This is a genomic window from Allobosea sp. TBD101 (genome assembly GCF_059817965.1).
On the sequence record NZ_CM187543.1, the window covers coordinates 2943398 to 2967996 of the forward strand.

At 67.2% G+C, this 24599-nt stretch carries 19 protein-coding genes; 8 read left to right on the plus strand and 11 right to left on the minus strand.

The window, feature by feature from the left end; genetic code table 11:
- Positions 1-231 precede the first annotated feature (231 nt).
- Genes AC6RIC_RS14445 through AC6RIC_RS14460 form a run of 4 tightly spaced genes read right to left on the minus strand, consistent with a single transcriptional unit; the run spans position 232 to position 5381 of the window.
- Positions 232-1914 (minus strand): dipeptide ABC transporter ATP-binding protein, encoded by a 1683-nt coding sequence (locus AC6RIC_RS14445; RefSeq protein WP_499732843.1) that lies wholly within the window; start codon positions 1912-1914, stop codon positions 232-234.
- Entirely contained in the window at positions 1911-2780 is an 870-nt protein-coding gene (locus AC6RIC_RS14450) for an ABC transporter permease (protein WP_499732844.1), read from the minus strand. Before AC6RIC_RS14450 ends, AC6RIC_RS14445 begins: the two co-directional genes overlap by 4 nt.
- Positions 2777-3727: an ABC transporter permease gene (locus AC6RIC_RS14455; RefSeq protein ID WP_499732845.1), complete on the minus strand. Its 951-nt coding sequence runs from the start codon at positions 3725-3727 to the stop codon at positions 2777-2779. The genes AC6RIC_RS14450 and AC6RIC_RS14455 overlap by 4 nt, the downstream gene beginning before the upstream one ends.
- Positions 3708-5381, minus strand: coding sequence for an ABC transporter substrate-binding protein (locus AC6RIC_RS14460; RefSeq protein WP_499732846.1), 1674 nt, complete (start codon positions 5379-5381; stop codon positions 3708-3710). Before AC6RIC_RS14460 ends, AC6RIC_RS14455 begins: the two co-directional genes overlap by 20 nt.
- Positions 5382-5395: 14 nt before the next feature.
- Between AC6RIC_RS14460 and AC6RIC_RS14465 the strand changes: the two genes are divergently transcribed.
- Positions 5396-5704 carry a hypothetical protein gene (locus AC6RIC_RS14465; RefSeq protein ID WP_499732847.1) on the plus strand — a complete coding sequence of 103 codons (309 nt, stop codon included), beginning with the start codon at positions 5396-5398 and terminating at the stop codon, positions 5702-5704.
- A gap of 168 nt (positions 5705-5872) precedes the next feature.
- On the opposite strand, the gene AC6RIC_RS14470 is transcribed toward AC6RIC_RS14465, so the two are convergent.
- Both AC6RIC_RS14470 and AC6RIC_RS14475 read right to left on the minus strand, forming a co-directional pair.
- A complete protein-coding gene (locus AC6RIC_RS14470; RefSeq protein ID WP_499732848.1) occupies positions 5873-7186 on the minus strand; it encodes an NtaA/DmoA family FMN-dependent monooxygenase in 1314 nt (437 codons plus the stop codon).
- 69 nt (positions 7187-7255) lie between these two features.
- Positions 7256-8359, minus strand: a complete 1104-nt coding sequence (locus AC6RIC_RS14475; RefSeq protein ID WP_499732849.1) for an LLM class flavin-dependent oxidoreductase — start codon at positions 8357-8359, stop codon at positions 7256-7258.
- A 576-nt stretch (positions 8360-8935) separates the two neighbouring features.
- On the opposite strand from AC6RIC_RS14475, the gene AC6RIC_RS14480 reads away from it, so the two are divergent.
- Both AC6RIC_RS14480 and AC6RIC_RS14485 read left to right on the plus strand, forming a co-directional pair.
- On the plus strand, positions 8936-9637 hold the full coding sequence (locus tag AC6RIC_RS14480) for an ABC transporter substrate-binding protein (protein ID WP_499732850.1): 702 nt from the start codon (positions 8936-8938) through the stop codon (positions 9635-9637).
- Positions 9585-11057, plus strand: a complete 1473-nt coding sequence (locus tag AC6RIC_RS14485) for a YeeE/YedE family protein (RefSeq protein WP_499736603.1) — start codon at positions 9585-9587, stop codon at positions 11055-11057. Before AC6RIC_RS14480 ends, AC6RIC_RS14485 begins: the two co-directional genes overlap by 53 nt.
- A 292-nt stretch (positions 11058-11349) precedes the next feature.
- On the opposite strand, the gene AC6RIC_RS14490 is transcribed toward AC6RIC_RS14485, so the two are convergent.
- The 4 genes from AC6RIC_RS14490 to AC6RIC_RS14505 form a co-directional block, all read right to left on the minus strand.
- Positions 11350-12111, minus strand: a complete 762-nt coding sequence (locus tag AC6RIC_RS14490) for an ABC transporter ATP-binding protein (RefSeq protein ID WP_499732851.1) — start codon at positions 12109-12111, stop codon at positions 11350-11352.
- Positions 12108-13097, minus strand: coding sequence for a FecCD family ABC transporter permease (locus AC6RIC_RS14495; RefSeq protein WP_499736604.1), 990 nt, complete (start codon positions 13095-13097; stop codon positions 12108-12110). The genes AC6RIC_RS14490 and AC6RIC_RS14495 overlap by 4 nt, the downstream gene beginning before the upstream one ends.
- A 47-nt stretch (positions 13098-13144) precedes the next feature.
- Positions 13145-14167, minus strand: coding sequence for an ABC transporter substrate-binding protein (locus tag AC6RIC_RS14500; protein ID WP_499732852.1), 1023 nt, complete (start codon positions 14165-14167; stop codon positions 13145-13147).
- Between the two features lie 108 nt (positions 14168-14275).
- Positions 14276-15289: a LysR substrate-binding domain-containing protein gene (locus tag AC6RIC_RS14505; RefSeq protein ID WP_499732853.1), complete on the minus strand. Its 1014-nt coding sequence runs from the start codon at positions 15287-15289 to the stop codon at positions 14276-14278.
- Between the two features lie 158 nt (positions 15290-15447).
- On the opposite strand from AC6RIC_RS14505, the gene AC6RIC_RS14510 reads away from it, so the two are divergent.
- Positions 15448-17502 (plus strand): oxidoreductase, encoded by a 2055-nt coding sequence (locus AC6RIC_RS14510; RefSeq protein ID WP_499732854.1) that lies wholly within the window; start codon positions 15448-15450, stop codon positions 17500-17502.
- A gap of 13 nt (positions 17503-17515) precedes the next feature.
- On the opposite strand, the gene AC6RIC_RS14515 is transcribed toward AC6RIC_RS14510, so the two are convergent.
- Complete coding sequence (locus AC6RIC_RS14515) at positions 17516-18658, minus strand: NAD(P)/FAD-dependent oxidoreductase (protein WP_499736605.1); 1143 nt, start codon at positions 18656-18658, stop codon at positions 17516-17518.
- A gap of 184 nt (positions 18659-18842) precedes the next feature.
- Between AC6RIC_RS14515 and AC6RIC_RS14520 the strand changes: the two genes are divergently transcribed.
- From AC6RIC_RS14520 to AC6RIC_RS14535, 4 genes are read left to right on the plus strand one after another with little or no spacing between them, the layout of a single operon-like run.
- On the plus strand, positions 18843-20906 hold the full coding sequence (locus tag AC6RIC_RS14520) for a hydantoinase/oxoprolinase family protein (RefSeq protein WP_499732855.1): 2064 nt from the start codon (positions 18843-18845) through the stop codon (positions 20904-20906).
- A 5-nt stretch (positions 20907-20911) separates the two neighbouring features.
- A complete protein-coding gene (locus AC6RIC_RS14525) occupies positions 20912-22900 on the plus strand; it encodes a hydantoinase B/oxoprolinase family protein (RefSeq protein WP_499732856.1) in 1989 nt (662 codons plus the stop codon).
- Positions 22897-23214, plus strand: coding sequence for a (2Fe-2S)-binding protein (locus AC6RIC_RS14530; RefSeq protein WP_499732857.1), 318 nt, complete (start codon positions 22897-22899; stop codon positions 23212-23214). Before AC6RIC_RS14525 ends, AC6RIC_RS14530 begins: the two co-directional genes overlap by 4 nt.
- Positions 23211-24593: an FAD/NAD(P)-dependent oxidoreductase gene (locus AC6RIC_RS14535; protein ID WP_499732858.1), complete on the plus strand. Its 1383-nt coding sequence runs from the start codon at positions 23211-23213 to the stop codon at positions 24591-24593. The genes AC6RIC_RS14530 and AC6RIC_RS14535 overlap by 4 nt, the downstream gene beginning before the upstream one ends.
- The last annotated feature ends 6 nt before the right edge of the window (positions 24594-24599 follow it).

The following is a 24599-nucleotide window of genomic DNA, read 5'->3' on the forward strand; positions in this document are numbered from 1 at the left end:
GGGGCCGTCAGCGACAGCTTGTGGGGGGCAACCTCGGTCGCTTCGCAACTGCCTCCCGGGCTTCTGGAAACCGCGCGGACGGCATTCACCGCGGGGTTCAGCAGCGCGGCGATGTTCAGCGCCGCGAGTGTCGCCATTCTCGCCGTTCTGGCCGCCGTTTCATTGCGGCGCATTGGTGCCATCGAGGGCGGCGGATAGCACCATTTCCATGCGCCGATCGCCGGCCGATGGCTAGAGCCGCGGAACCGCAGCGAGCAGGCGGCGCGTATAGGCGTGCTGTGGAGCGTCGAATACCGCGTCTGCCGGCCCTGTCTCGACGATGACGCCGTCCTTCATCACCGCGATCCGGTCGCTCATGTGCCGGATCACGCCGAGGTCATGGGAGATGAAGAGCATCGCCAGCCCGAGCCGATGCTGAAGGTCGATCAGCAGATCGAGCACCTGCGCCTGCGTGGTCACGTCGAGCGCGGACACCGGCTCGTCGCAGATCAGGAGATCGGGCTCGCTCGCCAGCGCCTGCGCGATCGAGACACGCTGCCGTTGGCCGCCCGACAATGTCGCCGGCCGCCGGTCGAGGACCTCCGTCGGCAGGTTGACGAGCCGGAGCAGCTCTTCGACACGCGCTTGCCGGTCACCCTTGCCAAGGGCGGTGTGAAGCCGAAGCGGCTGCTCGACGATCCGCCGGACGGTATAGCGCGGATCGAAGGAATTCAGCGGGTCCTGCACGATCGTCTGGATATGCCGGCGCAGCGGCCGGCGCTGGCGCTCGGACAGGCTGCTCCAGGCCGAGCCACGGAACAGGGCCTCGCCCTGGTCGGGCTTTCGCAATGCGAGCGCGACCTTGCCGATCGTGGTCTTGCCTGAACCCGATTCTCCGACGATGCCGAGGGTCTCGCCGGGAAACACCGTCAGTGAGACGCCGTCGGCCGCGCTGGTCACGCCCCGATCCGGGCGGGTGAACCGCACCGCGATATCGCGCAGCGCCAGGATCGGCTCTCCTCCCTCGGGCTGTTGCGGCTTCCCTGGCCGGGTCCCTTGCGTCGACAGCCAGCGTCCGCGTGTCGCGGCGCTCGGCACGGCCGACAGAAGGCACTGCGTATAGGCATGGCGCGGCTTCCGCAGGACCTCCCGCGCCGGGCCGGTCTCGACCAGCTCGCCGTTCTGCATGACCGCGATACGGTCTGCGAGCTGCGCGGCCACCGCCAGATCATGCGTGATGAGCAGAATGCCATGCCCGGCCCTGGCGAGCGCCTGGAAGACGTCGAGGATCTGCTGCTGGATCGTGACGTCGAGCGCCGTGGTCGGCTCGTCGGCGATCAGCAGCCGCGGCCTTGCGGCCAGCGCCGAGGCGATGAGCGCCCGTTGCCGCAGCCCGCCCGAAAGCTCGTGGGGGTATTGCGCAGCCCGGACAGCCGGGTCGGGAATGCCGACACGCGCGAGCAGGGTTTCGACCTCCGTGCCGATTTCTGTGCGCGGGACCAGTCCGTGGGTCAGGAGCGGCTCGCCGACCTCCCGTCCGATCGTCCGCAGCGGATTGAGCGAGACCAGGGCGTCCTGCAGCACGAAGCCGATCTCCCGGCCCCGGATCTTCGACCATTGCCGCTCCGTGAGACCATTCAGGGAATGGGTCTCGCCGTCATGACCCGAGAGGAGCAGCGCCCGGGCGCGCTGCTCTGCGCCTGGGCCTGCGAGCCCGACCAGCGCGCGGGCGGTGACCGATTTGCCCGAGCCAGACTCGCCGACGATCGCGAGGATCTCTCCGGCACCGATAGTGAAGGAGATGCCGCGCACGACCTCCCGCCGCCCCAGTCGGCCCGGGAAGCTGACATGCAGGTCCTCGACGTCGAGGATGGTCGAGCGGGCAGCCGGCGTGGCCCGGACGAGGTCATGCAGCCCGACGAGCTGGACGTTCATGGCTGGCCTCCCTGTGAAAGCAGGAGCTGCAGGCGGCGCCCCAGGATCGTGATCGCGATGACCGAGGCTGCGACGACCGTTGCCGGCAGGAAGCTGATCCACGGTGCGGTATCGAGGAAGTTGCGCCCATCGGCCAGAAGCGCGCCCCATTCGGCGGCGGGCGGCACCACGCCGAGCCCGATGAAGCTCAGGGCCGACGCCGAAAGCACGGCATTGCCGACGCCGATGGTGGCCAGGACGACGAGCGGCCGTATGGCATTCGGCACGACATGGCGGGCGATGATCGCCGGCGTGGCCTCGCCGAGCGAGACGGCATGCTCGACATAGCCGGACTGCCAGACGCGCAGCACTTGCGAGCGCACCAGCCGGGCATAGCCCGCGATGCTGGAAAGCCCGACGGCGAGGAGGGTGTTGGTCGGCCCCCGGCCGAGCACGGCGATGATCAGCAGGGCGAGCAGGATTTCCGGGAAGGCCAGCAGGATATCGATCAGCCGCACGAGCAGGCGCTGCAGGATGGGCGGGGCAAGGCCCGCCGCCGTGCCCAGGAGCACGCCGCCGGCGCAGCCGATCAGCGTCGCGCCGAGGCCGATGCCCAGCGATTGCGAGGTGCCGTGGATGACGCGGGTGAAGACGTCGCGGCCGAGCTGGTCGGTACCGAACCAGTGGGCGAGGCCGGGCGGCAGCAGGATCGCATCGGTATCGACGGCGTCAGGCGCCAGTGCCGTGAACCAGTGCGGCACTGCGGCAGCAGCCACGAGAAGCAGCACGAAGGCGAGGGGGGCGACGAGACCCGGTGCGCGCCAGGCATGCCCGGCACGCCCGCCGCCGTTGCGAACACGCGCGACGATGTCGAGGGCGAGGCTCATCGCGCGGTCCTCCGCAGCCGTGGGTCGATCAGCAGGTAGAGGGCGTCGACCGCCAGGTTGATCAGCACCGAGACGAGAGCCGACAGCATCACCAGCCCGAGCAGCAGGGGCATGTCGCGCGTCTTGATCGCCTGCAGGGTGATCTGGCCGATGCCGGCCCTCCCGAACACGGTCTCGGTGAGGATCGAGCCGGCGAGGACGCCGGCGAAGAGCGTGCCGGTCAGCGTCGAGACCGCCAGTGCGGCATGGCGCAGCGCGTGGCGCAGGCGCAACTGCGTCTCGCTGACGCCGCGTGTCCGCACGGTCAGGGCGAAAGGCTGGAGCAGCGCTTCTTCCAGCCCGTCGCGCAGGACCTGCCCCAGCAGGGCCGCGAGCGGCAGGCTGAGCGCGATGGCAGGAAGTACGAGGGCGCGGAAGCCTTCGCCGCCGATGATCGGGAACCAGCCGAGATAGAAGCTGAAGACCGTCAGCAGCAGGAGGCCGACCCAGTAGACCGGCGTGCTCAGCACGGCGAGCTCCAGGCCGGCGAGGACGGTTCGCAGTCCCTTGCGTCGTCCTGCCGTGGCTAGCGCGTTGACGAAGGCGAGCCCGAGCGCCAGCGCCATCGCGGTCCCGGCGAGCTGGAGCGTTGGCCCGGCCGCCTCGCCGATGACCTCGATGACCGGCTGCCGGTATTGATAGCTGTCGCCGAAATCGCCGAGCAGGGCCTGGCCGATATAGCGCAGGTATTGCACGGGCAGCGGCTGGTCGAGGCCGAACTGCCGGATGAGCGCCTCCCGCTCGGCCGCGTCGACGACGTTCTCGCCGCCGGTCAGGACTGCGACGGGGTCGCCGGGGATCGCCTTGACCGCGACGAAGGTGATCGTGGCCGCGCCCCAGAGCACGGCGACGATCACGCCGAGGCGCCTGAGCCCCGCGGGCAGGGCGTTAGCGAGCCAGCCAGGCATCGTAGAGATTCGGCTTCGCATTCGTTGCCCAGCTGACGCCTTGCAGCTTCTTCGAGGCGCCGAGCTGATAGGCGACGACGTAAAGCGGCACGGCATAGGCCTGGCCGATGATCTCGGCCTGTGCCTGGCCGTAGAGGCGCTGTCTCTCCTCGCCGGAGGCGCCGATCGCCTTGGTCAGGATCTCGTCGAGGCTCTTCACTCGCGCATTATTGGCGCCGTTCGGCGGGATATAGGCCGAATGGAAGACGGTCCGCAGGATGTCCGGTTCGGCGCGGACATAGTAGAGCGCGGTGAGATCATAGTCGTTCGCAGCCGTGCGGGCGGTGTATCCGCCGGCATCGACGGGATCGAGCTTGAGGTCGAAGCCTGCTTTCTTGACGGAGAACTGGACCGCCTGGGCCACGGTCAGGTCCGAGGCGCTCCACGCGGCGGCGTCGTAGACGAAGCGGAGGCTCAGGCGTTCGCCGCCCTTCGAGCGGATGCCGTCGCCGTCCTTCGCGGTCCAGCCGGCCTCGTCGAGCAGCTTCGCGGCCTTCTGCTGGTCAAAGCCCCATGTGCTCGCGATCTTCGGATCGTAATAGAGCGTCGAAGGGCCGAAGATGTTATCGGCCGCCTTGAGGCTGCCGAAATAGGCGGCCTTGACCGCATTCGGCGCATCGATCGCGCTCTGGAAGGCCTGACGAACCCGGCTGTCGGCGAAGGGGCCCTTGCTCGTGTTCAGGAACAGCGAGCGGTTCACGCCGGGGTTTTCGCGCGTCACCACCTGAAGGCGGCTGTCGCCCTGAACGGAGCGGAAATTCGCCGGCGGCACCTCGTCGATCGCCTGCACCTGTCCGCTGCTGAGCGCGCCGAGGCGAACCGAGGATTCCGGCAGGTAGCGGAACACGATGGCATCGAGATGGGCCGGGCCCTGATGCGCGGCATAGCCCGGTCCCCAGTTGTAGTCGGCCCGCCGGGTGAGCCGGCTGCCGCTCCCCTTGGTGAAGCTCTCGAGCAGGAAGGGACCGGAGCCGACGACGGTGTTGGTCGTGCTCTTGGCCTCGCGCAGATATGTCGGCGACTGGATGCCCAGATAGGGCAGGCTCAAGCCCTGCAGCAATGGCGCGAAGGCCTGCTTGTAGGAGATCACCACCGTCGCGGCGTCGGGCGCGGCGATGCCGGCCACCGGACCGAGCAGGGACTTCGCATAGCTCGATGTCGTCTTGGGATCGAGGATCCGCTCGAAATTGAACTTGACCGCCGCCGCGTCGAGAGGCGTGCCGTCGCTGAAGGTCACGCCGCGGCGAAGATGGAAGGTGTAGATCGTATTGTCGGCATTCACCTCCCAGCGTTCGGCCAGCCAGGGCGTGAAGCTGTTATCCTCGGCCTGGCCGACGAGGGAATCGACGAGGTTGCGGGTGATCAGCGCCGTGATCGAACTGCCGGTGATCGAGGGATCGATGATCGCGGTGTCGCTCGCTAGGCCGAAGGTCAGCGTGCCTCCGGCGACGGGCTTTCCGCCCGCCTGGTTGTCGGTGGCGAGGGCCGGGGCTCCGGCCGCGAGAAGGGCGATGGCTGCAATCGCCGCACGCAGATGAAGGCGCCGCACCGTGGCTGCTTCTTGATGCTGTGGCTGCAGCGCGCGGCGGGACGGGCAGAGTTCGGCCTGGTTCATGGAAGTACCTCGGGATGAGTTGGGGCATCGGCGCGGGCCAGCGATGGCCGCGGCCTGAAGCCCTTGGCATGTCGGAAATCGATGGTCGGTCGGGGTGCGCGGCGGCGCCGCTGCGCTATTCGCTGCTGCGGCGGCGGGGCTCGCCGGTGCGCGTCCAGTGCAGGAACGCCGACAGGCGCAACAGGGCGTTTACGATGATATTGAACGGGATGAGCATGGGCCTTCCTCAAGCAAAAGGAGCCCACGGCAATGCGCGTGGTGCTTTTAGCATTGATGACGTGGTGCAAGCTGCTCCAACAAATCCCGCGATCGGCATGATTTGACCCATGTCGATGGTAGTAATCATCGTTTGGCGCCAGCTCCCCGTCAATCGAATGTCTTTTCAAATACATTCGGGAACGGGTAAAATTTCGCTTTCGCCGAAGCCGTGAAGGGGTGGTTCGATCTCCGCGGCGGTTGAGAGGACTGCGTCGCGCGAAAGCTGGCTCGCCTCAGGCGCTGCGGGCCAGCGAGACAGCCGGCGGCAAGGGAGGCAGCTCCAGGTTCGAGCGGAAATCGCCTCCGACATAGTCGGTATCGATCAGCGCGCGCCGGCGCAGCTCCGGCAGCAGGCCGTTCAGGAGCAGGTCTTCCTGATCGGGATTGCCGAGCCCGTGGAGGGTGAGGATATCCAGCACGCCGGCCCGGAAGCGCTCCTCGATCGCATCGGCCAAGTGTTCGGGCGTGCCCGCGACCGACCAGTGGCCGGTTTCCTGCGCCTCGATGATCAACTCGCGAAGCGTCAGGCCCTGCTTCGCGTAGCGGCTGAAGATTTCGACGCGCCCGCGGCGCCGGTTGGTGCTGGTGATCTCCGGCAACAGGCTGTCGGGCAGGGGCTTGTCGAGCGGCAGGTCCGAGAGGTCGATATTGCCGCCGAGCATGTCGGCGAGCTTGAGGCGGCCGAGGTCGTAATCGATGCGCTCGTGCTTCTCCTTCAGGCGTCGGGCGACATCCGCGTCGGATTCCCCGATGACCGAATGGAACGAGTTCATCACGAAGGGCAGGTTGTCCCCGCGCCCGAAGCTCTTGGCCCGGCGCCGCAGCTCGGTCACGAAGGCGATCGCGCCGTCCAGCTTCGGCTGCGAGGTGTAGACCACCTCGGCATAGCGCGCCCCGACATTGATCCCCGCTTCGGATTGGCCCGCCTGGAACTGCACGGGGCGGCCCTGCGGCAAAGGCGGTACGTTGAGCGGTCCCTGAACGGCGAAGTGCCGGCCGCGATAGTCGATGCGATGGAATTTTGCGGGATCGAGCGCGAGCGCGCCGGAGGCCTTGCGGGTGACGGCGTCCCTTTCATTCGCATCGTATAAGGCATTCACGACCTCGATGAATTCTGCGGCGCGGGCATAGCGCTCCTCGGGGCTGAGCAGGAGTGCCCCGAAATTCTCCTCGCCGACCGAGGAGGTGACCGCGTTCCATCCGGCGCGGCCGCCGCTGGCATGATCGAGCGTGCCGATCAGGCGCGCCAGATTGTAGGGATGATGGAAGGTCGTCGAGATCGTCGCGACGAGGCCGATATGCGACGTGACCTGGCTCAGCGCAGCGAGCGCGATGAGCGGGTCCTGTACTCCGGCCGTGCCGGCGAGCCCGGCCGGATCGATCTGGAGCAGGTCGGCGGTAAAGAGTCCGGTGATCTTCTCGGCCTCGGCCCTGCGGGCGAGCTCGGCCGCGCGCTTCGCCCCCGTGGCCGGGTCGGCATCGTTTGCAGCGGCGATGACATTGGAGGCGCCCATCAGGGTCTTGAGGCGGCGAGGGGATGACGACATGGCAATGTCCTTCTTCTGGAATGCGATCGGCTGCGCAGGCAGCTTTGGTTCAGGGGTTTTCGGTGCCGCTCAAGGCGCGGGGAGCGCCGGTGCCGCCGCCCGCTCGTCGCGCAGCAGAGGCAGCAGGTTCAGGCCCTGGCGCTCGATCTCCGTGAGATAGGGCGTGTCGGACAGGATGAATTGGGTGATGCCGAGATCGCGATATTTCTTCAGCGAGCTCGCGACATCGGCGGCCGAACCGACGAGCCAGGTCGTGCCCGCGCCGCCGCCGCCGACCTTGCCCGGTGCGGTATAGAGATTGTCGTCCAGCACTTCGCCGCGATCCGCCAGGGCGAGCAGGCGCCGCTGGCCGATCGCGACGAAATTCTGGTGGTCGTGCCAGCCTGCACCGTTGTTTCCCGCCATCGCCGCGACCTTGGCCTTGGCGTCGGCCCAGGCCTGCTCCGTCGTGTCGCGGACCAGCGTCGTGATGCGCAGCCCGAACTCGAGCGGCGCGAGCTCCCGGCCGAGTTCATCGCTCAGGGATCGGAGGCGGGCGATCCGCTGCGCGATCTCGGCGAGCGGCTCGCCCCAGAAAAGCTGAACATCGGCCTCGGTCGCGGCGACGCGCTCCGCCGCTTCCGATGCTCCCCCGAAATAGAGCTTGGGATGAGCCCTGCCGTCTCGCGGCTGCAGGCGCGGTTGAACGGTCGCGTTCGAGACCGAAAAATACGTGCCGCGGAAGCTGACCTTCTCCTGGGTCCAGAGCTTGCGGACGAGCTGCATGAACTCGCGGGTTCGCGCGTAGCGCTGGGCCTGGTCGCCTTCCGCATCGCCATAGGCGGCAAGGTCGTCCTGCCCCGATACGATGTTGATGCGGACGCGCCCGCCGCTCAGGTGGTCGAGCGTCGCTGCGGCCGAGGCCAGATTGGCAGGCCGCCAATAGCCGGGGCGGATCGCGATCAGCGGCTCGAACGTCCTGGTGCGGGCGGCGAGCGAGGCTGCGACTGTGAACGCGTCAGGCCGCCCCCAGCCCGTGCCGATCAGGGCGCCCTTCCAGCCGAAGCGCTCCAGCGCGAGTGCATGGCTGGCCAAGGCATCGAGGCTGTTGTGATCACCCGTGGCGGAATCGCCGCGATGACCGGGCTTCACGTCATTCGGTATGTACCAGAGGAATTCGCAAGCATCTGTCATGGGGCTGCGGTTTGATTGAATTGATCAATGCCGCAGCTTACGAGAATAGTGATTTATGCTGAAAGAGGAGGGGCTTCTTTATTTAATTGCAAGGGTGGTTGTTTAATCTGTTTGCATTGTTGCTTGGAGATTGCAGTTTTTATGCAGATGATTCTCTTGTAGGGCGCCCTGCCGGAAACGCGCGAGTGCATTCAGAAAGGCTCCGGGCCGGAATCGTGGGACAGGCAGGGGCCGACGTTTATCCAGCTGGCACGATCTGTCAGGTACCGGGGCAGAAATTGCTCTGGAGCCGCCTCGGGAAAGGTCGTTCGTATTCAAAAGACGGAGTATTTGAAGGCTTTTTTCGAGTAGTCCGCGATAACTTAGCGCAAATCCTGATATTCGAGAGATAGGGCGTTCGTTTCATTGGTATTCCTGGCCCGGTTCGTTGGCCTGTCCTGGCTATTGCGGTTGCACTGAGCTTCTCCGGTCCTCAGTCATTCCTCCGCGGCACAAACGCTGACCATCGCACAGGGCAACGACATCCTGTCGCTCGACCCGGCCAATCACGGTAATAACAGCACCGAGTCGGCACTGGTGAATCTCTACGACTATCTGGTCGACAAGGATTTCAGCCAGGGACAATTGCGTTTCACGCCGCGCCTTGCGGTGTCCTGGAGCAGCGACGACAACATCCACTGGACGATCAGGCTGCGCGACGACGTCTACTGGCATAACGGCGACAAGTTCACGGCGCAGGACGTCAAGTTCACGATCGAGCGCTCCCAGCAGGACAAGAAGCTGATCAGCTCTGCCAAGTTCCGCCGCATCAAGGCGGTCGAGGCGCCGGACGACACCACTCTCAAGATCGAGACCGACGGGCCGGACACGCTGCTGCTGCATGCTTTCGTCGGCAACGGCGCCGGCATCCTGCCCAAGGCCGCCTTCGAAAAGGCCGGCGGGCGGGAGGAGTTCTTCAAGCAGCCGGTCGGTACCGGCCCCTATCTCTTCAAGCGCTGGGTCAAGTCTGACCGCCTCGTTCTGGCGAAGAACCCGCGCTGGTGGGGCGGCACGCCGAAATGGGACGGCGTCGTCATCCGCGCCATTCCCGAGACGAGCACGCGCGTGGCCGAGCTCCTGACCGGCGGCGTCGATATCGCCGTCAACATCCCGCCGGAGGACATCGCGCGCCTGAACGACAACAAGGGCACGCGCGCCATCACCTTCGACATCGCGCAACCTCGCCCTGCATGTCCGCACCGGCAAGGACCGTGTCACCGGCGATCCGCGGGTCCGTAAGGCGATCGACCTCGCCATAGACCGTGATGCGATCGTGAAGCAGGTTCTGGAGGGGCATGGCGCGCCGACGCGCGGATTCTTCCCGCCTGCCATCCCCGGCTTCGCGCCGGACTTGAGCCGCGCGATCCGCTTCGACCCCGAGCGGGCGAAAGCCCTGCTGCGCGAGGCCGGCTTCAGCGGCAGCAAGCGCCCGGCGCTCAAGATCAGCACGCCGAGCGGCCGCTATGTGAAGGACCGCGAGATCGTCGAGGCTGTGGCCGGCTATCTCGAGGATGTCGGCTTTCGCGCGCAGGTCGAGGTGCTCGACTGGACCGTCTACAACAAGCTGGTCGGGGACCCGGCGCCGCAGCTGCAGTTGTCGCTGATCCTCGGCGCCGCCTTCGGCTTCGTGATCCAGCGCTCGCGCTTCTGCTTCCTCTGCATCTGGCGCGACTGGCTGGACCGGCGCGACCCGCGCGGCCTGCTCGGCATCGTCACGGCGCTGGCCGTGGGCATCACCGGCTACACGCTGATCTTCGGCGCCTGGCTGCCGGACCCGTCGGGCACGCGCCTGCCGCCGACGGCCCATATCGGGCCGGTCAGCCTCGCGCTCGTGCTTGCGGGTCTGGCCTTCGGGGCAGGGATGGCGCTCTCGGGCTCCTGCCTCAGCGCCCATCTCTACCGTCTCGGCGAAGGCTCGCCGACCGCGCCCTTCGCCCTGATCGGCGCCGTCGGCGGGTTCATCCTGGGCTTTCAAAGCTGGAATGGGCTCTATCTCTGGACGATCGCGGGAGCTCCAGTGCCGTGGATGCCGCGCCATCTCGGCTATGGCGGTGCGCTGATCGCGTCGCTCGCCGTTCTGGCCGCGCTGGCCTGGATTGTCCTGCGCAAGGGCAGATTCCCCCAACAGCCGGAGCCCTCGCGCGATCCTCTCGTCGCCATCTTCCGGCAGCGCTGGCCGGCCTGGCTGGGCGGGCTGTCCGTCGGCCTGATCGGTGTTGCCGCCTATCTGCGCCTGTCCCCGCTCGGCGTGACCGCCGAGATCGGCTCGCGCTCGCGCCAGCTTGCCGGCGCCTTCGAGCTACTGCCTTCGCGGCTCGAACGGCTCGACAGCTTCCGTGGCTGCGCCACGGTTATCCGTGACGCCCTGCTGACGCCGAACGGCTTGTTCATCGCCGGCATCGTCGCAGCCGCGCTGATCGCGGCACTCGCCGCGGGCGAGTTCAAGCCGCGTTGGCCGACGATCGGTCAGGCGCTACGCGGATTGACCGGGGGCGTCCTGCTGGGCTGGGGCACCGTCATTGGCCTCGGCTGCACCGTCGGCACGCTGCTCTCAGGCATCTCGGCCAGCGCGCTCTCGGGTTGGGTCTTCGCGCTGGCTCTCGGCGTCGGCGCTACGGCCACACTCAGGCTCGGGCGCCGGGCCGGATTACCGCTTTGAATCCAAAAAATCAGCCATGGCGTTGATGCTCGTCAGCGGCCTTGGTCGCTGTGACCTGGCCGAGGGTCGGCAACAGCCGGCCCAGTTAGATCCAAGCTTGTCTCAACCGATCCTGATGCGCAGCAGCGGGCCTACGGAGCCATCACACCACGTCAAGGTTTAGGCTGCCCTCGAACGCCCGTCGCACCGCCGATGGAGCGGATCGCGGCCGGGATGAGTTCTTACCGTAGGACGGCGATGAAAGGACGAGCCGCCTGTCCAAGTGCGTCGTCAGCGATGATGAGCAGGCCAATCAGCGCAGGTAGTGGATATGCGGCCTTAGATGATGCGGAGATGTCTCGATGCGGGCCTCGACCGAAAAGACATCGCGCAGGAGAGCCTCGGTGATCACGGCATCCGGAGCACCGGACGCCACGATCTTGCCCTGCTGCATGACGATGACCGCGTCGCAGAACATGGCGGCGTGATTGAGATCATGCAGGGCGACGACGCTGGTGATCGGCAGGCTCGCGACAAGCTTCAGCACGCCGATCTGGTGCTGGATGTCGAGATGGTTGGTCGGCTCGTCCAGGATCAGCTCGGTCGGCGTCTGCGCAAGTGCCCTGGCGATATGCGTGCGCTGTTTCTCGCCGCCCGACAGGCTCTGCCAGCGATCGCCGCGCCGGTCCTGCAAGCCGGCGCGCAGGAGCGCCTCATCCACGGCGCGGTCGTCGGCATGGGTCCAGCGCGATAGCCAGGAGCGGTGCGGGAACCGGCCGAGCCGGACGATGTCGGTGATGCGGAGATTGGCGCTGGTCGCGGCGTGCTGCTCGACGAAGGCGACGCGGCGCGCCACGGCCCTGGCGCCGAGCGACGCGAGGTCGCTGCCGTCCAGCAGCACGCGGCCCGATTGCGGGCGCTTCAGGCCGGTCAGCAGGCGCAGCAGCGAGGTTTTGCCGGAACCGTTGGGACCGAGCAGGCCGAGCATCCGGCCGGGCTCCGCGGAGAAGGAGACGCCGTCGACGATCGTCTTGCTTCCGATCCGCCACACCAGGTTCTCTGCCGTAATGCTCATGAGGCGCGCTGCAAGCGGTAGAGGATGATCGAGAAGAACGGCACGCCGACGAGCGCCGTGACGACGCCGATCGGGAGCACCTGCTGCGGGATCAGAGCGCGCGAAGCGACATCCGCCAGCACCATGAAGACCGCGCCGATCAGCATGCAGGCCGGTAGCAACCGCACATGAAGGGGGCCGACCAGGGCACGCGCCGTATGCGGCACGATCAGGCCGACGAAGCCGATTGAGCCGACCATGCTGACGATGGTCGCTGTCATCATCGCGGTGAGGGCGAAGAGCACGATCCGGGCCCGGTCGACATTGACGCCGAGGGAGGCGGCCGTCTCGTCGCCGAAGGCGAAGGTGTCGAGCGTCCTAGCATAGCAGAGGCAGGCGATAAGCCCGATGCTGACGACGACGGAAACCAGCATGAATTCCGGCCAGCGCACACCGCCGAAACTGCCGAGCAGCCAGAACATGACGTCGCGTGCCTGCTGGGCGTTGCCGGATGTCGTGACGATGTAGGAGGTCGTGGCGTTGAAGAGTTGCGAGGCCGCGACGCCCGCCAGGATCGTACGATCGGCGCCGCCGCGCGTGCCGCTCGAGAGCAGTGCGACGAAGCAGAAGGCCGCGAAGGCGCCGAGGAAGGCGCCGCCGGACAACGACAGGACGCCGCCGCCCAGGCCCAGGATGATGATGGCAACCGCGCCGGTCGATGCGCCCGCCGAGATGCCGAGCACATAGGGCTCCGCCAGCGGGTTACGCAGCAGCGATTGCATGATCGCGCCGGACAATGCGAGGCCTGCGCCGCAGAAGGCCGCGACCAGCGCGCGGCTCAACCGGTAATCCCAGATCACCGTCTCGTAGACGCGTTCGATCTCCGTCGAGGTCCAGCCGAGCCGGTTGGTGATTGCGGTGAAGGTCGTGCCGAGCGGGATCGGCAGGTCGCCGATGCCGACGCTCAGTCCGATGGCAAGGCCGATTGCAGCGAGCGATGCCAGCATCAGGCCGGCAAAGACCGCCTTGCCTTCGAGGGCGCCGTTCCCGGAGATCACTTGAGCTGGCCGAGCGCTTTCAATTGCTGCGCCACCTGCTCGGCGCCATAGATCGTGCGGACGGTCGGGTTCATCGCCTGGCCGTCCATGATCACGATCGCCTTGTTCCTGACGGCCGCTAGCTGGCTGACTGCCGGGTCCGTGGTCAGGAACTTGATCTTGGCCTCCGGCTTGTCGAGTTCCCAGCGGTTACGATCGAGGCTGGCGACGACAATCACGTCCGGCTTCGCGGCGATGATGCCTTCCCAGCCCAGCGTCGGCCACTCGGCCTCGGCGCCGATGGCATTGCGCCCGCCGAGCAGGTCCGCGATGAAGCCGGAGGCACCGTTCTTGCCGCCGAGATAGGCATCGGCGGAGGGGGAGGGGCTGGAGAACCAGAAGACATAGGAGAGCTTCTTGTCGCCCGGTGTCACGCTGGCACGGAGCGCCGCCTCGCGCGCCTTGAAGTCGGCGATCAGGGCCTGGCCGCGATCCGCGACGTCGAAGATCCGCGAGAGCTCGTCGATCTCCTGATAAAGCGCATCCGTGCTCCAGAGCTGGGCGCGGCTGCCATAGGCGTCCTTGCTGCCCTTCGTATCGAGGCAGGTGCTCGGGGAAAGATAGCTCGGCACGCCGACGCGGTCGAAATCCTCGCGCTTGGCGACCTTGCTGCTCGGGCCCAGCAGCGTGGGCAGGGCCGCTGCGACGAAATCGGGCCGCTCGGCGAGCATGCTCTCGAAGGTGGGGAACTCCACGGTCAGGAGCTTCACCTTGGCATTGGCTTCGGCGAGCTGCGGCAGGACCTTGCTCGGCCAGAAGGCCGTGCCCACCATCCTGTCCTGCAGTCCGAGCAACAGCATGATCTCGGCGCTGTTCTGGCCGAGCCCGATGGCGCGCTGCGGCGCTTTCTGGAAGGTGACCTTCGCCCCGCAATTATCGAGCGTCAGGGGGAAGTTCGTCGGAGCTGCCGCAAGCGGATTCGTCAGTGCACCTGCGGCGCAAACCGCAAGCGCGACAAGGAGCGATTTGAAGTGGCTCACGCGCAATATCCGGGAAATGTTGTCTGTGCGACGTGTTCTTAATGACCTCGCGCGGAAAGGGCCAGTCGAGGAGTGAACATTATAAGTATTCTAAATTATTGAGCTGCTTTACTTCGGTGCACACTGGCTATCGACAGTTATCATTTCAGCCCCGGCCGCCCCAATGTCAGGCGACGATCGCGGTCGTGGCTGGAGCGCTTCATCGAGCGCAGCCAGCTCCTCGGCCATTTGGGCCCGAAGCCATAGCGCCACCCGTTCGACCAGAGGATTGAGCGGTCTTGATCGCGGCGCGATCAGACTGTGGTGCTGCCCCGTGCGGATGATCAGGTCAGACGCGGGAACCAGGGTTCCCTTCAGCAAGGCGCTCGAGACCACGCTGAGCCAACCAAGAGCGATGCCTTCCCCGTTCAGCGCGGCCTGCAGGATGACGGAGTAGTCCGTGAATTCGTGCCAGACGCCTTTCGAGCTGCTGCGACGGGCGACATTGCCCCATTCCCGCGCCCATTTGGGCATCGCATGGTCCGTGAGCCACAAGAAGACATGCCCTGATCCGTCCCCCGTGTGATCGAGCGTGCCGCGCGCTTTCAGATAGGCCGGGCTGCAGACGGGGAAGATGATCTCCGGCGCGAAGAGCCAGCGATGATAGCGCGGGTCGTCGTCTTCGACGATGCGCGTCGCCAGATCCACATTGTCGGGAATGCCGCGTAGGACCCCTGGAATGAGGTCGAAGCGGATATCGATCTCCGGAAAGGCGGCATGGAATTCGCCCAGCCGTGGCAACAGCCAATGGGCAACGAACGAGCTGGACATGGAGAGGGTGACGATCGGCTTCGTCGCATTCTGCCGCTGCCGGATCGCCTGGATCGCATCGGCGATGCGCCCGGCGGCCTCTCCGACGACGCCGAAGAGATCGCGGCCGTCCGCGGTCAGTTCGAGCCCGCGCGCCCGCCGCTCGAAGAGCCGGGCGCCCACCGCAGCTTCCAGCTCGGCGACGCTGCGGCTGATCGAAGGCTGGCTGACGTTGAACTCCACGGCCGCGGCCGTGAAGCTGCCGGTGCGGGCCGCGGCCTCGAAAACCAGAAGTCCGCGTGCGGAGGGAATAAGGCGGGAGAGCTGAGCCATACGCTCAGCGTATGCTTCTCCCAAGGTTTTTCAATCTGGTCCGGTTCCAGATTTGCCGCCACGATCGCTAGGCCTGCTCGATCCTGATGCGCTCTCGTGCTCGCAAAGCAGAAGACACCAGTCGCCCCGCTCCGGTTCGACCACAGGGAAGCCATTCGATGAGCGCAACGGTTGCCATTCCGGATCGGCCCCTCGGCACGCCGCGCGACCCGCTGCTCGAACCGTTCGTCATCAAGAAACTGCGGCTTCGCAACCGCATCGTCAGCACCAGCCACGCCTCGATGTTGGACGATGGCGGCCTGCCGCTCGAGCGATACCAGCGCTATCACGAGGAAAAGGCCCGTGGCGGCCTTGCCATGACGATGATCGGCGGCTCGGCGATGACATCGCCGGATTCGAGCTGGGGCGGCGGCCAGCTCGACCTTTCCAGTGACCGGATCATTCCGCATCTCGCGGCACTGTCCGACCGCATTCACCGGCATGGTGCAGCCGTGATGTGCCAAGTATCGCATCTCGGCCGCCGCGCGACCTCCTACGGCTGGAACTGGCTCCCGGTGCTGGCGCCGTCACGTGTGAGGGAAACGCGCAACCGCAATTTCCCGAAGGAGATGGACGATGCGGATATCGCGCGCATCATCCGGGATTATGCCGATGCGGCGCTGCGCTGCGTGGAGGGCGGGCTCGACGGCATCGAGACGGTGACCGGTGGGCATCTGATCGGCCAGTTCCTGTCACCGCGCACCAACAAGCGCACCGACGGTTTCGGCGGCTCGCCGGAGAACCGGGCACGCTTCGGGCTCATGGTTCACGAGGCGATCCGCCGACGCGTCGGCGACGAGGCGATCGTCGGCATCCGCTTCGTCATCGACGAGGGCGTGGCCGATGGTTCGGATTTCGAGGATTGCCTGCAACTCGCGAGGATTTTCGAGCGCGAAGGCCATATCGACTATTTCAACTGCATCTACGGCCGCATGGACACGGATCTGGCGCTGGCCGAGGACAACATGCCCGGCCTATTCCAGCGCAACGCGCCCTATCTCGCTTCGGTGGCGCAGTTCCGTCGGGAGACGAAGCTGCCCTTGATCCATGCCGGCGGCATTCGCGATGTCGCGACGGCGCGCCACACCATCCGCGAGGGCGTCGTCGACCTCGTCGGCATGACCCGCGCCCATATCGCCGACCCGCATCTGGTCCAGAAGATCAGGCGCGGGGAGGAGGAGCGGATCAGGCCTTGCGTCGGCGCCTCCTACTGCCTCTACAAGAAGGTCAACTGCATCCATAACGCCGCCAGCGGGCGCGAAACCGTGCTCGGCCATGAGGTCGCGCCGGCCTCGCGGCGGCTGAAGGCCGTGGTGGTCGGCGGCGGGCCGGCAGGCCTCGAAGCCGCCCGTGTCTGCGCCGAGCGGGGGCATTCGGTCGTGCTCTTTGAGGCTGCCGCGAAGCTCGGCGGGCAGTTGCTCGTTGCCACCGCTGCCGAGGAGCGTCGCGATCTGATCGGCATCGTCGACTGGCGCGTCGCGGAGCTGGAGCGGCTCGGCGTCGATGTCCGGGTGAACTGTTATGCGGAGGCCGACACCGTTCGTGTCGAGGCACCGGATCTCGTGATCGTCGCCACCGGCGGCATTCCGGATACCGACTGGTTCGAAGGCTCGGAGCTGTGCGACAGCGTCTGGGACGTGCTGACCGGCACGGTGCCGGGCAAGAGCGATGTGCTCGTCTATGACGGAACCGGGCGTCAGGCAGCGGCGTCCTGCGCCTTGCAGATCGCCCGGCAAGGCCGGTCGGTCAGTCTGGCTACGCCCGACGACGCGCTGGCCATCGAGATGTCCTATATCGACAAGTCGAGCTTCCGGAAGCGCTTCGCCGAACTCGGCATCCGCGCGCTTGTCGATGTCAGGCTGGAGAAGGTCGAGCGCCGGGGCAACGCCTTGCAGGCCACGTTCCGCAATGAGCTGACGGGGGCGGAAAGCCTGGTCGAGGCCAGCCAGATCGTCGTGGAACACGGCACATTGCCGGCCGTCGGGATCTATCACGAATTGCGGCAGTTCTCGGACAATGACGGTGTGACCGATATCGCGTTCATGCTGGGGAGCGAGGAGGCGGCAACCCCCGCGCCGGGGAGCTTCCTCTTGCACCGCATCGGCGACGCCGTATCGAGCCGCGATCTCTATTCGGCGATCTACGAGGCCTACCGGCTCTGCTCCAAGCTCTGAGCTGCCGGCGATTTCAAGCCGCGGCGGGGCTGCGGCCGCTCTCTGCGTTGGCGAAGCGCTCGATCCGGAAGTCGTGGAGCGGGATATCCGTCGTGCCCGTCGCGATCAGTTCGGCCATCGTGTCGCCGACGCCCGGGCCGATCTGGAAGCCGTGCCCGCTGAAGCCGAAGGCATGGAACAGCCCCGGCGTGGTGCCGGACGGCCCCATGACCGGCAGCATGTCGGCCAGATAGCCCTCGCAGCCCGACCAGGTGCGGATCACCGAGACCTTCTCCAGGGCCGGCAGGAGCTGCCTGAGAGCGCGGAGCTGCGCCGGCAGCCGTGCGGGATCGGCCTTGGCGTGGCCGGGATCGAGGGGCACGTCGACACGTTCGGCCGCGCCGCCGAAGACGATGTTGCCGCGCTCGACCTGACGGAAATAGGCGTCCGTCCCGTGGCGGCGGGTCCAGATGCCGACAACCGGCAGGATGCGATGGGGCAGGGGCTCGGTGACACCCATTTGCGGGCCGCGCGGGGTGAGGGGAACCGGCTCGCCGAATTGCGCGGCGATCCGCATCCCCCAGGCGCCGGCAGTGTTGAGCAGCTTCGCTGCCTCGAACACCCCCTTCGACGTAGAAACGCGGAAGCCGGATTCTGTCTTCTCGATGCTGCCGACTTCGCATTCCTCGACGATTTCCGCGCCGAGCCGCCTTGCGGCCTCTGTGAAGGCCGGCGCGATCAGGCGCGGATTGCCGGAGCCATCCTGCGGGGAAAAGGAGGCCGCGATCGCTCCGGGACCGAGGCCGGGAAAACGCGCCCGGATCTCGTTGGCGCCGAGTTCCTCGAGTTCGAGCCCCCAGGGCCGCGCGGCATCGGCATAGGCGCGCATATCCGCCAGCGCGTCCTCTTCGAAGATCAGCCGGAGATGGCCGGTGGCGCGGAACTCGACGTCGCTGCCGAGCAGGCGCTCCGCATCGCCCCAGAGTGCGCGCGAGCGATGCGCCAGCGGCAATTGCGTGAGGTGGCGCCCGGTCCGGCGGATATTGCCGAAGGAGGCGACGGTGGCACCCGTTCCGACGCGGTTGCGTTCGATCAGCGTGACCTTGAGGCCGCGCCGTCTCAGGAAGAAGGTTGCCGCGGTCCCCATCAGGCCGCCGCCGAGCACGATCACATCCATGTCCAGCCTCTTGCCGCAGAGGCGGCAGATCTCCATGCGATCGAACCTGACGTGGGCATGCAGAGCCGTCAAAGACGCGATGGCCGGCAGGCCATAAGTCCAGCCTATGGTCCTGCCCCGCATGTCTCTTGGACCGCGTCGCGGCTTCCATGCCAGCTTCCAGCCACCAGCAAGAGGAGCGGACATGGACGGCGGAACTGTGCCGAGTGCGGACTGGAAGGTCGGCGTCGATATCGGCGGCACCTTCATCGATTTCTGCGCGCTCGAGACGCGTTCGGGCCAGGTCGCGTCGTTGAAGGTCTTGACGACGCCGGACGATCCGGGCGCCGAGCTGATGACAGGTCTCTCGCTGCTGGCCGAGCGCGAAGGCCTCGATCCGACGGCGGTCACCCGCTTCGTCCATGGCACGACGGTCGGCGTGAACACCATCATCCAGCGCAAGGGCGCGCCGCTGGCGCTCTTCACCAATGCCGGCTTCGAGGACGTGATCGAGCTGGCGCGACTGCGCATGCCCGAGACCTATTCGTTGTTCTGCAGCCGCCCCGAGCAGCTCATCACCCGCGACCGGGTGTTCGGCATCCCGGCCCGGATGCGCTCGGACGGGCGCGAGACGGTAAAGCCCGATCTCGCTGTCGTTGCAGCGGCTGTTGCTTCGGCAAAAGCGCGCGGAGCCGTCGGCATCGTCATCGCCTTCCTGCACGCCTGGCGCGACGGCGCGCAGGAGGAAGCCGTGAAGGCGGAGATCGCGCGGCTGGCTCCGGAACTCTTCGTGTTCACCTCGGCCGAGGTCTGGCCGGTGATCCGCGAATACGAGCGGACGACGACGGCGATCCTCAACGCCTATGTGCATCCGCGCATCGCCGGCTACCTGACCGCGCTGGAGCAGCGGCTGGCGGATCGTGGCGTGCCGGCACGCGCGCTCCTGACCAAGTCGAACGGCGGCGTGATGAACGCTGCGGAGGGCAAGCGCGCCTGCGTCTCCATGCTGCTCTCCGGCACGGCTTCGGGCGTCATCGGCGCGACCTGGTTCGCCCGGCAGGCCGGCGAAAAGCGCGTGCTGACGCTCGATATCGGCGGCACCTCCGCCGATTTCGCCCTGATCATCGACGGCGAGCCCCAATACGGCACCGGCGAGATGATCGGCGAGTTCCCGCTCTACATCCCCTCCGTCTCGGTCAGCTCGATCGGCATCGGCGGCGGCTCGATCGCGACCGTCGACGGGCAGGGCGTGCTGCGGGTCGGGCCGGAATCGGCCGGCTCGACGCCTGGACCGGCCTGCTACGGGCGCGGTGGCGAGCAGGCGACCGTCACCGATGCCATGGTGGTCTGCGGTTGGCTTGGCCATAGCGAGATGGCCTACGGCCAGCTGAAGATGGATGCTGGCCTTGCCCGCGCCTCCGTCGGGCGCCTGGCCGCGAAGCTGGGCCGGTCCCTCGACGACACCGCGCAGGCGATCCTCGACATCGCCGTCTCCGAGATGTTCGTCGAGGTCGAGAAGCTGTCGTCCCGAGCCGGTGTCGACCTCAAGGATTTCACGCTGATGCCCTTCGGCGGCGGCGGCCCGATGCTCGGCGCCTTCCTTGCGCGAGAACTCGGCATGACCAGGCTGCTGGCGCCGCGTCGGCCGGGTGTCGTCTCGGCGCTCGGCGGGCTCGTCGCCGATCTGCGCGGTGATTTCGTTCGCACGCTCTTCGCGGAGCTCACGGCTTCCGTGCTGTCGCAGTTGAAGGCGGCGGCGGCGGCGATGGTCCAGGAAGGGCGCAACTGGCTGGCGGCCCAGGGCCATGCCGGCCCGGCCGATCTCAGGTTCTCGGCGGATATGCGCTATGTCGGCCAGAGCTACGAGATCGAGGTTCCCCTGCAGCCGGCCTGGCTTGAAGCCGGTGACCCGGCGGCCATTGCCCGCGAGTTTCACCAGACACATCAGCGCATCTACGACTTCGACGACCCTGATGGCCGCATCGAGATCGTCAACCTGCGCCTCTCCGCCATCGGCGCTGGTCCTGCGCTCTCGTTTCCGGAAACAGCGGAGACCGATGCGCCCGCGAGCCCGGAATGCGAGCTGACGATCCATACGGGCGGAAACCGAAAGCCCGTCGGCCTCTACCGCCGCGCCGACCTGCCGCCCGGCAGTCGTTTCGCCGGCCCTGCCGTCGTCGCCCAGGAGGATACCACGGTTGCCATTCCTGCCGGCGCCACCGCGCGGATCGATGGCCATCTCAACCTTCATCTGACTTTCGCGGAGTAATGCCGATGTTCGACCGGATGAAGCTTCAGGTGCTCGCCAACCATGCCCGCGCCGCTGCCGAGAACATGGCGCATACGCTGCACCGCACGGCCCATTCCGCCTTCGTCAAGGAGACGGAGGACTTCACGGTCATGCTGATCAGCCGCAGCGGCGACACCTTCGCCGTGCCGATGGAGCTGGGCGCGACCTGGTATCCCGGCCTGTCATGGGCGCCGGCGCTGGCGATGGTCGATGACTACAAGCCGGGTGACGTCGCCTTCACCAACGATCCCTATTCCTGCTTCGTCGCCACCCATGCGCCCGACACACATCTCTGGAAGCCGGTCTTCCACGAGGGCGAGATCGTCGCCTGGACGGGCGGCCATATCCACAACACCGACATGGGCGGCGCGGTGCCGGCCTCGCTGTCGCGGGCGCTGACCGAGATCCATCAGGAGGGCATCCGCTTCCCGCCGATGAAGCTCGTCAACGAAGGCGTCTTCGACGAGCAGATCCTCAGGATCATGACGACCAATGTCCGCAAGCCGGACCTGAACATCGGCGACATCAAGGCGCTGGTCGGCGCGCTCAACACCGGCGAGCGCAAGGTGCTGGCCATGATCGAGAAGTTCGGGCGCGAGGGGTTCCTCGGCGGCGTCGAGGCACTGCTCGACCAGGCCGAGGCGCAGGCGCGCGAGGTGCTGCGCGGCATGCCGGACGGCACCTGGGAGTTCGCCGATTATGCCGACGAGGATTCGGTCGAGGCCAATCCCTGCCGCCTGAAGCTCAAGCTCACCATCCGCGGTGACGAGGCGGTGCTGGATTTCACCGGCTCCGACCCGCAGCTCGCCTCCTCGCTCAATGTGCCGAGCGGTGGCAATCCGCGCCACACGATCCTGCTCGTCGGGGTCTATTACGTCCTTTACACGCTGAACCCGAAGATTCTGCTCAATACCGGGCTGACGCGCGCCTTCACCTGCATCGCGCCGGAAGGAACAGTGCTGAACCCGGTCTTCCCCGCGGCGGTCGGGATGCGCTCGCTGACCTGCGCGCGGTTGCGCTCGGTGATCTTCGGCGCGTTCTCGCAGGCCGTGCCGGAGCGGTTGCCCGCCGCGCCCGCCGGCAACAACTGCATCGTCAACGTCATGACCACAGACGAGCGCACGAGCCGGACCGTTATCGCCGCGGTCAACCCGGTGGTGGGCGGCGGTGGCGGCATGCCGCATCGCGACGGCACCAACGGCTCCGGGGCCGATGCCGCCTATCTCAAGAACACGCCGATCGAGATTACCGAGACCGAGACGCCGGTGGAGTTCGTCAAATATGGGCTGGCCAAGGACAGCGGTGGCGCCGGGCGCTGGCGCGGTGGGCTTGCCACCGAAATGGCGTTCCGTGTCTTCGCGCCGGACAGTCGCATCACCGCCCGCAACCGCGACCGCAGCTTCTTCCGGCCCTGGGGCGTGCTGGGCGGGAGGGCAGCGGGCCTTTCCGACATGGTGGTCAATCCCGGCCAGCCGGAGGAGCGGCGGCTCGGCAATATCGACACCGCCGTCCTGCAGCCCGGCGACGTGCTCGAGATCCGCTCGGCCGGCGGCGGGGGGCGAGGGCATCCCTTCGACAGGGAAGCCTGGCGCGTCGCGGAGGATGTCGTGCGCGGCTATGTCTCTCGGGAAGCGGCGGAGCGAGAGTACGGCGTCGTCATGCAGGGCGAAGCGTTGGACGAGGCCGCGACGAAGGCGCGGCGCGCCGACCGCTCGCCGGTACCCGGTCATTTCCATTTCGGCCCGGAGCGCGAGGGCTACGAAGCCCAATGGACGCGGGACGCCTATGACAGGCTGACGGCCTTGCTTGCCGGCCTCCCGATCCATTGGCGCTTCTTCGCCAAGACGGAGATATTCCGCCGCATGAAGGGCAGGGCCGGCGCGCGTGGCGTGGATGAGGCATTTGCCGCGGCCAAGCTGCGGTTTCCCGAGATGCCGGAGCCGCGGCTGGTCCATGCCGAGGCCGCCGAATGAATATGGCCGCGAGCGCAGGGGCTGGCCGTCTGGTCCGATTGGCCGAAGTCGATCGCGTCCCGCTGCGCTTCTTCCTCGACGGAGCCGAGCGGCAGGCACTGACCGGCGACACCGTGCTCAGCGCTGTCCTCTCGGTTGCGTCGGCTTTGCGCCGCTCCGAATTCGGGCCTGAAGCCCGTGCCGGCTTCTGCCTGATGGGAGCCTGCCAGGATTGCTGGATCTGGCAGGAGAATGGCCCGCGGCTGCGGGCATGCTCGACGCCTCTCGCCGAGGGCATGCGACTCCTCTCCGGCGCTCCGGGCGATTGGCCATGAGTGCGGGAGAAAAGCCCCGCGTGGTCGTCGTCGGGGCCGGGCCGGCCGGCATCCGGGCCGCCGAGACGCTGGTCGCCGGGGGGCTGACACCCGTCGTCATCGACGAGGGCGAGCGCGCCGGCGGCCAGATCTATCGCCGGCCGCCGCAGGGCTTCACGCGCCCGCCTGAGGCCCTTTACGGTTCAGAGGCCGCAAAGGCGGTCGCGCTGCACCAGACGTTCGATACCTTGGCCGCGGCAGGTCGCATCGTTCATCATGCCCGCAGTTCTGTCGTCGCCATTGCAGACGGCCGGCTGCAGGTCCTCGACGGGGCGGGTTCGCGCTGGGTTCCCTATGACCGCCTGATCCTCGCGACCGGTGCGATGGATCGCGTCATGCCTGTGCCGGGTTGGGAGAATGCCGGCGTCTACGGGCTCGGCGCGATGCAGATCGCGTTGAAGGCGCAAGGGGCCGCCTTGGGGCGGTGCATCGTACTGGCAGGATCGGGGCCACTGCTCACCCTGCTCGCGGTGCAATTGCTGAAAGCCGGCGGGCAGGTCGCGGCGGTACTCGATACCGCATCCATGCGCCAGCAATTGCGCGGCTTCTCCGGTCTCTCGGCGCGGCCGCTCTTTGCCCTGCGCGGGCTGATGATGCGCCGGCGCCTGGCCGGGATCTATCATGCCGGCGTCCGGCTGGATCGCATCGAGGCGGATGAGCGTGGCCCGACGGCCGTGCTTTGGCGCGACGAAGCGGGGCGGAGCCAGCGCACGCCCTGCGATGCGGTCGGGCTCGGCTGGCATCTGCGGGCGGAGACCCGTCTCGCGGACCTGGCCGGCTGCGACTTCGCCTATGACGAGACCTGGAGGCAATGGCTGCCGAAGGCCGATGCCATGGGGCGGGCGGCATCTGGCGTCTATCTCGCCGGCGACGGGCTCAGGATTCTTGGCGCCGACGGAGCCGAGATCGCGGGGCGGCTCGCCGCCGCGGCCTGCCTGCAGGATCTTGGCCTGCAGGCGCCGGACATGGCCGCGGATCGGCGCAGGCTGGCCCGGTTCGGCCGCTTCGCGCGCGGCGTTGCCGCAGCCTTTCCCTGGCCGGCCGAGACGGCGGCTGGACTGCCTGACGAGACGGTGGTCTGCCGCTGCGAGGGCGTGACGGCCGGTGAGTTACGCAAAACCGTCGATTTCGGTGGCGGTGAGGTCAATCGCGCCAAATCGCTCGGACGTACCGGGATGGGGCGCTGCCAGGGGCGCTATTGCGAACTGGCCGCAGCGGAGATCGTTGCCGGCAGCGCGGGTTATGCCTGCGCGGTTGCGGCGGGCCGGCTACGCGGACAGGCTCCGGTGAGGCCTGCCCCGATCTCCGCTCTGATTCAGGATGCTGCTACAGGCGGATAGCGCTGC

What these genes read in the sequence shown, in the direction of transcription:
- AC6RIC_RS14445 (WP_499732843.1), bottom strand. Translation starts at nt 1,914, where the DNA reads ATGAACGTCCAGCTCGTCGGGCTGCATGACCTCGTCCGGGCCACGCCG.
- AC6RIC_RS14450 (WP_499732844.1), bottom strand. Translation starts at nt 2,780, where the DNA reads ATGAGCCTCGCCCTCGACATCGTCGCGCGTGTTCGCAACGGCGGCGGG.
- AC6RIC_RS14455 (WP_499732845.1), bottom strand. Translation starts at nt 3,727, where the DNA reads ATGCCTGGCTGGCTCGCTAACGCCCTGCCCGCGGGGCTCAGGCGCCTC.
- AC6RIC_RS14460 (WP_499732846.1), bottom strand. Translation starts at nt 5,381, where the DNA reads ATGAACCAGGCCGAACTCTGCCCGTCCCGCCGCGCGCTGCAGCCACAG.
- AC6RIC_RS14465 (WP_499732847.1), top strand. Translation starts at nt 5,396, where the DNA reads ATGAGTTGGGGCATCGGCGCGGGCCAGCGATGGCCGCGGCCTGAAGCC.
- AC6RIC_RS14470 (WP_499732848.1), bottom strand. Translation starts at nt 7,186, where the DNA reads ATGTCGTCATCCCCTCGCCGCCTCAAGACCCTGATGGGCGCCTCCAAT.
- AC6RIC_RS14475 (WP_499732849.1), bottom strand. Translation starts at nt 8,359, where the DNA reads ATGACAGATGCTTGCGAATTCCTCTGGTACATACCGAATGACGTGAAG.
- AC6RIC_RS14490 (WP_499732851.1), bottom strand. Translation starts at nt 12,111, where the DNA reads ATGAGCATTACGGCAGAGAACCTGGTGTGGCGGATCGGAAGCAAGACG.
- AC6RIC_RS14495 (WP_499736604.1), bottom strand. Translation starts at nt 13,097, where the DNA reads ATGCTGGCATCGCTCGCTGCAATCGGCCTTGCCATCGGACTGAGCGTC.
- AC6RIC_RS14505 (WP_499732853.1), bottom strand. Translation starts at nt 15,289, where the DNA reads ATGGCTCAGCTCTCCCGCCTTATTCCCTCCGCACGCGGACTTCTGGTT.
- AC6RIC_RS14510 (WP_499732854.1), top strand. Translation starts at nt 15,448, where the DNA reads ATGAGCGCAACGGTTGCCATTCCGGATCGGCCCCTCGGCACGCCGCGC.
- AC6RIC_RS14515 (WP_499736605.1), bottom strand. Translation starts at nt 18,658, where the DNA reads ATGGATGTGATCGTGCTCGGCGGCGGCCTGATGGGGACCGCGGCAACC.
- AC6RIC_RS14520 (WP_499732855.1), top strand. Translation starts at nt 18,843, where the DNA reads ATGGACGGCGGAACTGTGCCGAGTGCGGACTGGAAGGTCGGCGTCGAT.
- AC6RIC_RS14525 (WP_499732856.1), top strand. Translation starts at nt 20,912, where the DNA reads ATGTTCGACCGGATGAAGCTTCAGGTGCTCGCCAACCATGCCCGCGCC.
- AC6RIC_RS14530 (WP_499732857.1), top strand. Translation starts at nt 22,897, where the DNA reads ATGAATATGGCCGCGAGCGCAGGGGCTGGCCGTCTGGTCCGATTGGCC.
- AC6RIC_RS14535 (WP_499732858.1), top strand. Translation starts at nt 23,211, where the DNA reads ATGAGTGCGGGAGAAAAGCCCCGCGTGGTCGTCGTCGGGGCCGGGCCG.